The organism is Alistipes sp. (genome assembly GCF_048465575.1).
Classification (GTDB): domain Bacteria; phylum Bacteroidota; class Bacteroidia; order Bacteroidales; family Rikenellaceae; genus Alistipes.
This window is the reverse complement of record NZ_DBFWLG010000016.1, coordinates 1-4916: the sequence shown is the minus strand read 5'-3', so window position 1 is coordinate 4916 and position 4916 is coordinate 1. Positions and strand designations below refer to the sequence as shown.

The window sequence follows — 4916 nt, the reverse complement described above, 5'->3', positions numbered from 1 at the left end:
TCCATCCACTTGTCGAAGTTTTCGTTATATATTATTTTATAGTTATATTTTTGCATAAAGTTTCAACATCACAGTGTGGAATAAGACCGAAGTTTTCATGGTTATAAAAACCGTAGACAATGTTATGCCCCCACACTTTTACATCAAAAACCGGATAGTTCATTGGGCTTTTAACCCCGTATTTGTAATGATGGCTCACGATGTATGGATGTTGTTTTTAATAAATCATTAGACTATGACCTACGTTGGAATCGATGTCAGTAAGGCAACTTTCGTTGTCGCTTATTCGTCAGTAAAAACAAGCAAGACGAAATCATTTAAAAACACCGTAAAAGGTGTCCATGAGTTCATACAAACTATATCAGCCACCGAACATCATTGTGTTCTGGAAGCTACTGGCAATTACAGTGCATTGCTCGTTTACCTGCTTTCTGAAGCCGGGATAACCGTCAGTCTTGAGAATCCGCTGAAGATAAAAAACTTCGCCCGTGTCATGCTCACCGTCATCAAAACGGATGAGATTGATGCCCGCCTGATAGCTCTCTATGGAGAGAAGATGCAGCCTTCACCTTACAAACTCCGCAGCGATTCAATCCTTGTCCTCAAACAGAAGCGCACGGTACTGCGCCAACTTAAAAAGCAACTTGTAGCTACGCGCAACCTTAAAGGTTCGATGGAGATACTTCCGCTCTTTGACCCTAAATGCAAGAAAACAATTGAAAAGACAATCGTATTCCTTGAAAAGCAAATCAAAGGGATGGAGGAAGAACTGGCTTCTTTGGCGCAAGGTGAATACAAGAAACAGATGGACTTGCTCACTTCTATCAAAGGTATCGGTATCACATTGGCAGCTGCACTCATTGTAGCCACCGGTGGATTCACTTACTTTGATAATGCCAAACAATTAACCCGTTACTTGGGCTTGTCGCCTACTTACCAACAATCCGGTACGTCAGTCAATGTCAAAGGTCACATCAACCGAAACGGGGATTCAAACCTAAGAAGCCAGCTTTATGTGGCGGCTTTCTCATCACTCAGGTGCAATACCGAGTGCAAGGCATGTTTCGACCGTTTGCGGTCTAACGGCAAGCCCGGTAAGGTGGCGATTATTGCAGTAGCCAACAAACTCGTAAGGCAAGCCTTTGCTGTGGTCACACAAGGAAAACCATATGTCAATGGATTCAAGTCCGCGAAGCCATAAATACTCATCTGCGGAGGGAACGCCATGCGGCAAGGGGCTGAGCAATCAGCCCCGACGAGCTTTCCACTTACGACAACTTGCATGATTATGCTAATTATTCTTAACCGTATTCATTTTGCTTATTATAGTTCATCGTCTGTTGTTTTTTTTTGATTCGTCGATTCGTTTTCTTGGTTAGTTAAAAAAACCGGCCGTCTCTTTCAAAGACCGGTAGCCTGCTGGAAAGGCCGGCAGCCGGTTCAAAACGGTAGCCTGCTGAAAAGGCTGGTCTCTTTCAAAGACCGGTAGCCCGGTGAAAGGGCCGGCCCTCTCTTTCCAAGACCGCCCGCCCCGTGAAAAGACCGGTCTCTCTTCCCACGACGGCCGCCCCCCCGGCTACCCCCGCAACCAGTTTTCAATCATCACCCTGCCTTTGGGGGTGAGCACCGATTCGGGATGAAACTGGATGCCTTTCACGTCGTACTGCCGGTGGCGGAGGGCCATGATCTGCTTCTCTTCGGTATCCTCGGCCGTAATTTCCAGACAATCCGGAAACCCTTCGCGCGACACCACCCACGAATGATACCGTCCGGCCCGGAACCCCGGTTCCAACCCGGCAAACAGCGGATCGGGAGCTACCACCCGCACATCCGAGCAAACCCCGTGATGCACCTCCGTCAGATTGATCAGCTTCGCGCCGAACGCCTGGCCGATGGCCTGTTCGCCCAGACAGACGCCCAGGATGCTTTTGGTCGGAGCATACCGCCTGACGAGCGGCAGCAAGATGCCGGCTTCTTCGGGTATGCCCGGCCCCGGCGAGAGCACGATTTTATCGAACCGGCCTACCTCGTCGAGCGTAATCCGGTCGTTGCGATGCACTTCGACATCGGCTCCCAGCTCGGCCAATATATGTACCAGATTGTACGTAAACGAATCGTAATTATCGAACAATAACACTTTCATATCTTCTTTCCTTTCTATGGGGATTAAACCTCAATTCTTCAATCGTTCCGCCAGGTCGATAGCTTTTTTAAGCGCCCCCAGCTTGTTGTTTACTTCTTGCAACTCTCTTTCATCGTTGCTTTTGGCCACGATGCCGGCGCCCGCCTGGTAATACAATACATTCCCCCGGCTCACGAAGGTGCGTATCGTAATGGCCTGGTTCAGATCGCCGTCGAGCCCGATAAAACCGATGCACCCGCCGTAAGCCCCCCGGTTGTGCGGTTCGATTTCGGTAATCAACTGCATGGCCCTCACCTTGGGCGCGCCGCTGAGCGTGCCGGCCGGGAACGTATCGATATAGGTCTTCACCGAATGGCTTCCCTCTTTGATCTCTCCGCTTACCCGCGATACCAGATGAATCACATGGCTGTAATACTGTACCTCTTTGTAAAAATCCACGCTTACGCCGGCGGCATTGCGGCTCAGGTCGTTGCGGGCCAAATCTACCAGCATCACATGTTCGGCATTTTCCTTGGGATCGGCCAGAAGAGCCTCGGTACGCTGCTTGTCTACTTCCACGTTGCCGGTGCGAAAAGCCGTGCCCGCTATAGGGTCGATGCTGGCATGGCGGCCGCTCACCTTGCAATGAGTTTCGGGCGAGGAACCGAAAATGCGGAATCCCCCGAAATCGAAATAAAACAAATAGGGCGACGGGTTGATGCTTCTCAGGGCGCGGTATACCTTGAAATCGTCACCTTGGAAAGGCTGCTCGAACCGGCGGCTCAGCACGATCTGAAACACGTCTCCCCGCAGGCAATGCCGGATGCCTTCCCGCACCATCGCCTTATAGGCTTCTCCGCTTACCGAAGAAGTCTCCGGGCCCGTGGTTTCGAAATTGTAGGAAGCATAATTGCGGTTGCCGATCAGCGTTTCGATCTCCGCCAGCCGGCTCTTCTCTCCCTCGCCCAGCAATTCCACCAAGGTAAGTTCGTTCTTGAAATGATCGAATACCAGGATGTATCGATAAAAAATATACAGCATGTCGGGCGCGTCGTTCTCGTGATGATGAGCTTCCATCACCGGGATATTCTCGAAGTAACGCACCGCGTCGAAGGCCGTATATCCGAACAGGCCGCACACCTTTTTGTCGGCCCCCTCCACCCGGAAACGGCCCAGGAAGGCATGCAGGGCGTCGGCTACGGAATAAGACTCGGTCAGCGGCGTCACCTCGCGGCTGCCGTCGGGGAAAGCGGCCGTGCATTCGCCGTTGTTGATTCCGATCCGGGCCAGAGGGGCCAGGGCGATATACGACAGGCTGTTTTCATTGCCGTGGAAATCGGAGCTTTCCAGCAAGGCGGATTCGGGATAAAGATCGCGTACTTTCAGGTAAATGCTCACCGGGGTGTGCAAGTCGCCCAGTACCTTTTTGCTTGTGGTATGAAATGTATAAGTATTCATTGCTTCAAATTATTATTGAACAGGTAAAGAATAAACAGCCGCCGGTTCTTCGGCCATCGAAGCGCGTGCCTGGAGATAGGTATCCATATCCTTGTCGCCCCGTCCGGAAACGGTGAGCACCACCACGTCCTCCGGCCGGAAAGCTACTTTTTCCAAAGCCCCCAGCGCGTGCGCGCTTTCCAGAGCCGGAATAATCCCTTCCAGTTGCGTCAGGCGGAAAGCCGCCCTGAGAGCCTCGTCGTCGTCGACGGCCAGCACCTCGGCCCGGCGCGTGGCCGACAGGTTGGCGTGCATCGGCCCGATACCCGGATAATCCAGTCCGGCCGAAAGCGAATAAGGTTCTTCGATCTGCCCGTCGGCATCCTGCATCACCAGGGTGCGCGCGCCGTGGATGATTCCTTCTTTTCCCAGTTGGATGGTAGCCGCGCTCATGCCCGAGGCAATCCCTTTGCCGCCCGCTTCGGCCAGCACGATTTTCACCCGTTCGTCGTCGATGTAATGATAAATCGTGCCGGCGGCGTTGCTGCCTCCGCCCACGCAGGCGATCAGGTAATCGGGATAGTCGCGGCCTTCCCGGGCCAGCAATTGCTTTTTGATCTCTTCGCTGATGACCGATTGCAGCCGGGCCACCATATCGGGATAGGGATGAGGCCCTACGGTGGAGCCGATAATGTAATACGTGTCGGAGGGATGACAGCACCAGTCGCGGATGGCCTCGTTGGTAGCGTCTTTCAGCGTCTGGTTGCCCGAGACGACGGGTACCACCTTGGCGCCCAGCATCTCCATTTTCTGCACGTTCACATGCTGCCGTTCCACATCGGTTTTTCCCATGTATACGATACACTGCATATTCATCAACGCGCAGACGGTAGCGGTGGCCACCCCGTGCTGGCCGGCTCCAGTTTCGGCGATGATGCGGGTTTTGCCCATCCGGCGCGCCAGGAGGATCTGACCGATCGTATTGTTTATTTTATGCGCCCCGGTATGGTTCAGATCTTCCCGTTTCAGATAAATACGGCAGCCGTATTTCCGGCTCAGCCAGCCGGCGAGGTAAAGGGGCGAGGGGCGTCCTACGTAATCGCGGAGGAGCTGATGAAATTCCTGCCGGAAACTTTCGCTTTGCAATACGTCCAGATAGGTGTTGCGCAGATTTTCCACGCATTGATGCAGGATCTCGGGGATGTACGCGCCGCCGAACGTGCCGTAATATCCTTCTTTGTTTACTTGATACGTTGTTTTCATTATATATTATTTTATAGTTATATTTTTGCATAAAGTTTCAACATCACAGTGTGGAATAAGACCGAAGTTTTCATGGTTATAAAAACCGTAGACA

Annotated in this window: 4 protein-coding genes; 1 reads left to right on the top strand and 3 read right to left on the bottom strand. The window is 52.3% G+C overall.

All coding sequences use genetic code 11. The annotated features are described in order from the left end of the window. Window positions 1-235 precede the first annotated feature (235 nt). The gene (locus ACMQ11_RS05250) at window positions 236-1201 is read left to right on the top strand and encodes an IS110 family transposase (protein WP_418991719.1); all 966 of its coding nucleotides are present in this window, start codon (window positions 236-238) and stop codon (window positions 1199-1201) included. A 375-nt stretch (window positions 1202-1576) separates the two neighbouring features. On the opposite strand, the gene ACMQ11_RS05245 is transcribed toward ACMQ11_RS05250, so the two are convergent. From ACMQ11_RS05245 to trpB, 3 genes are read right to left on the bottom strand one after another with little or no spacing between them, the layout of a single operon-like run. After that, window positions 1577-2143: an anthranilate synthase component II gene (locus ACMQ11_RS05245; protein ID WP_418991718.1), complete on the bottom strand. Its 567-nt coding sequence runs from the start codon at window positions 2141-2143 to the stop codon at window positions 1577-1579. Between the two features lie 30 nt (window positions 2144-2173). Continuing rightward, complete coding sequence (locus ACMQ11_RS05240; RefSeq protein WP_418991717.1) at window positions 2174-3580, bottom strand: anthranilate synthase component I family protein; 1407 nt, start codon at window positions 3578-3580, stop codon at window positions 2174-2176. A 12-nt stretch (window positions 3581-3592) separates the two neighbouring features. Then, the gene (gene trpB / locus ACMQ11_RS05235; protein WP_418991716.1) at window positions 3593-4822 is read right to left on the bottom strand and encodes a tryptophan synthase subunit beta; all 1230 of its coding nucleotides are present in this window, start codon (window positions 4820-4822) and stop codon (window positions 3593-3595) included. Window positions 4823-4916 lie beyond the last annotated feature (94 nt).

Bases quoted from the DNA above. Each gene is read 5' to 3' on its own strand.
- ACMQ11_RS05250 (WP_418991719.1), top strand. From the start codon at position 236: ATGACCTACGTTGGAATCGATGTCAGTAAGGCAACTTTCGTTGTCGCT.
- ACMQ11_RS05245 (WP_418991718.1), bottom strand. From the start codon at position 2,143: ATGAAAGTGTTATTGTTCGATAATTACGATTCGTTTACGTACAATCTG.
- ACMQ11_RS05240 (WP_418991717.1), bottom strand. From the start codon at position 3,580: ATGAATACTTATACATTTCATACCACAAGCAAAAAGGTACTGGGCGAC.
- trpB (WP_418991716.1), bottom strand. From the start codon at position 4,822: ATGAAAACAACGTATCAAGTAAACAAAGAAGGATATTACGGCACGTTC.